The sequence below is a fragment of the Microvirga sp. P4_A5 genome, assembly GCF_056402495.1.
This window is the reverse complement of record NZ_JBFUHH010000184.1, coordinates 1-3,045: the sequence shown is the minus strand read 5'-3', so window position 1 is coordinate 3,045 and position 3,045 is coordinate 1. Positions and strand designations below refer to the sequence as shown.

Here is a 3,045-nt window from a genome sequence, read left to right as displayed (position 1 = left end):
CAATCGACCTGATGCTGTTGCAGCTCGGCGGCGCGCTGCCCCGCGAACTCACTGGTCGCCGACGCTACCGCGCCTGGGGCATCGTGTAGGTTCAGAATATCCGCTGCTGGAGCCAATCTCGAAGCCTCGGTGGAATGGGTGCGCTGCTGCGAAGGGCCAAGCGCGCACGCATTCGCTTTTTGTGAGCTTTGAGTCGAGTCGTGGTCGTCTACACTGGATCAACGTGTCGCCGTGAGTCTCATATCCTGAAGGTCACAGGTTCAAATCCTGTCCCCGCAACCATCTTTAATTGTCGACCCGCAAAAGCCGGATCCGAAAGGGTCCGGCTTTTTGCATGTCCACCACACAACGCCAGAATGCCGGCAAGCTCGCCGCGCAGCTCGACCTTGAGCGCGCCATCCTCCGGCACCAGCCGGATCACCTCGATCAGGCTGCGGATCAGGTCGAACGCCTGGTCCTTCGTCGCGGGGTCTTCGAGAAGCTGGTCGAGATCCGAAACCTTCTGCCGATAAATCTCCGCCAGGTTCGGATGAAACAGCGGCTCAACGTCGACAGGCTCCTGCAGATCGGCCTGGAGCTGCTCCTTGCGCGCTTCCAGGGCCTTGAGATCGCCCATCAATGAGCGGGGTGCATTATCGCTCCCGGTCAGGAGGTCGAGGATGCGACGGATGCGCTGGTTGGTCCGGGACAGCTCCTGCTCGATCGACGCTCTCGCGGCGCGCCGGTCAATCCGGCTGCGATTCACCTCCGCATGAAACTCTTCCGCAAACGCCTTGAACAGCGCTGGATCCATCAATCCCTCTTTGAGGCCGTGGAGGACAATTTCCTCGAAGGTCTCGCGCCGGATAGTCAGCATGTTGGTGCAGATCGCAGCGCCCTTGTTGCGCGCCGACGCACAGCCGAAGCGGTCCTTGCCGACCTTGACGAAGCCCGCGCCGCAGCAACCGCACTGGATCAGCCCCGAGAGCAGGAATTTGGGCCGGGTCTGCTGGTGGAACGGCTTTTGGACCGAGCGAGCGTCGGGTCGGGTGTCCTGCGCCATCGTCGCCTGGCGATCCTTTGCCGCCTGCCACAAGGCCTCGTCGATGATCCTGAGCTCCGGCACCTCATGGACCACCACGGCATCGTCGGTGTTGGCGCGTGAGCGCCGCTTGCCGGTATCCGGGTCCTTCATGTAGCGCAGGCGGTTCCAGACCAGCCGGCCGCGATAAAGTTCATTGTTGAGGATGCCGGTGCCGCGGGCGCGGTTGCCGTTGATGGTCGAGGCACCCCACGCGCTGTGTCGCGGACCGGGAATGCCGCGATCATTGAGATCGAAGGCAATCCTGCGCGGGCTCTTTCCCGCCGCAAAGTCAGAGAAGATCTGGCGGACGATCGCCGCCTCATTCTCGTCAATGGTTCTTCCGCCGCGAATCGGCGTGCCGTCGGCGGTCATCTCACGCCGGACGCTATAGCCGAAGCAGAGGCCGCCACCAGAGTTGCCCTTCTCGACCCTGCCTTTAAGCCCACGACGGGTCTTGTCGGCGAGGTCTTTGAGAAACAGGGCGTTCATCGTGCCCTTAAGCCCGACATGCAGTTCGCCAATCTCGCCCTCAGCCAGCGTCACGATCCGCACGCCGGCAAACATCATCTGCTTGAACAGGGCCGCCACGTGCTCCTGATCGCGGCTGATGCGGTCGAGCGCCTCCGCCACCACCACATCGCAGCCGCCGGAGCGGGCCATTTGCAGCAGGTTCTGGTAGCCGGGGCGCAGCATGCTGGCGCCCGAGATGCCCTCGTCAGCGAAGATCCCGGCGACCGTCCATCCCTCGCGGGCGATCCGCTCCTTGCAGATGGCGATCTGGTCCTCGGCCGACGACGCCGACTGGAGATCGGACGAATAGCGGGCGTAGATGGCAGCGCGCATAGGGGACCTCTGGCTTGGCGACTCGGACGTTGAGGGCTGAGTCTAGCCGAGAGATGAGGGCGGGCAAAATGGAGGCTGGTCAGGCAGGGCGTCGGTCGCCAGTTCCGCTGAACGGGGTCAGATAAGTGCATCCGAAACTCTCATCGGCTCCTCCGGGAAAGCGGGCACCTGAACGAGAGTCCCGAAGCTGGGGATACTGGAAGGGTCGGGAAGAGCGGGTCCCACGCCAGTGGTTTCAATGACACTCGGTAGCCAATCAACAATACCCGGAACTCAATGTCGAAGTTTGGTCGACGTCGGCATCGGGTCTGAAACAACATAGTTGGCAAGCCACGTCCGATTTGCGCCTCGAAGCCGACATTCGATGTACTTCCGGAATGTGCCAGGAGCCGACATCCACATCGATCGCGTCCGAACCTTCTGCTACCGCTGCGTCTTACGTGAGTAGGCAGTTATCCCGCAAATTCCGGTATCGCACCTCGGTATGCGACGTTCGTGTGGCTAAGCTCGATTAGGCTCACTGTCGGATCCTATGGACAAGGGTGGCGCTCGGTAACCTGGCCAATCGCGACAATAGCCTCGGAACCACCCAAGCTCTGCGGAATTGGTCTACATTGAATAATTCTTCGGCAGGAAAGTCGGCTATGGCCGACCGTCATACGACGCGCGCCGACAGACAACGCCTGGGTGTGACCCGGCCCAAGCTCTGCTTGAGTTTCGTCGACGGACAATCGGACGGAAACGCGCTTCCGGAAGAGGCGCTCAAGGAGGCTAGGACCATGAGCAACTTGGCCTTTAACTCCGCCGGAAACATTTACGACGTGCCGTCCGAGTGGAGCCACCGCGCCTATCTGGATGACGCGGGTTACCGGGCCAAGTACGAGGCTTCCATCCGGAATCCCGACGCTTTCTGGGCCGAGGAGGCGCGACGCATCCATTGGTTCAGGCAGCCGACCCGGATCAAGAACACCAATTTCGGCCCCGGCGAGGTCTCGATCCGCTGGTTCGAGGACGGCGTCACCAACGTGGCGTATAATTGCATCGACCGGCATCTCGACACCCGGGGCGATCAGGTCGCCATCATCTGGGAAGGCGACGACCCGTCGGAATCAAAAAAGATCACCTATCGCGAATTGCAC

The 3,045-nt window shown here is 61.6% G+C and carries 3 protein-coding genes; 2 read left to right on the top strand and 1 reads right to left on the bottom strand.

Going from position 1 to position 3,045, the window contains the following annotated elements:
* The first annotated feature begins 11 nt into the window (after positions 1-11).
* On the top strand, positions 12-89 hold the full coding sequence (locus AC1DVM_RS22905) for a helix-turn-helix domain-containing protein (RefSeq protein WP_262299867.1): 78 nt from the start codon (positions 12-14) through the stop codon (positions 87-89).
* Positions 90-238: 149 nt separating this feature from the next.
* On the opposite strand, the gene AC1DVM_RS22900 is transcribed toward AC1DVM_RS22905, so the two are convergent.
* On the bottom strand, positions 239-1,906 hold the full coding sequence (locus AC1DVM_RS22900) for a recombinase family protein (RefSeq protein WP_477258404.1): 1,668 nt from the start codon (positions 1,904-1,906) through the stop codon (positions 239-241).
* A gap of 779 nt (positions 1,907-2,685) precedes the next feature.
* On the opposite strand from AC1DVM_RS22900, the gene AC1DVM_RS22895 reads away from it, so the two are divergent.
* On the top strand, positions 2,686-3,045 hold a 360-nt coding region (locus AC1DVM_RS22895; protein WP_477258406.1), incomplete at its 3' end, for an acetyl-coenzyme A synthetase N-terminal domain-containing protein.

Bases quoted from the DNA above. Each gene is read 5' to 3' on its own strand.
- AC1DVM_RS22905 (WP_262299867.1), top strand. From the start codon at position 12: ATGCTGTTGCAGCTCGGCGGCGCGCTGCCCCGCGAACTCACTGGTCGC.
- AC1DVM_RS22900 (WP_477258404.1), bottom strand. From the start codon at position 1,906: ATGCGCGCTGCCATCTACGCCCGCTATTCGTCCGATCTCCAGTCGGCG.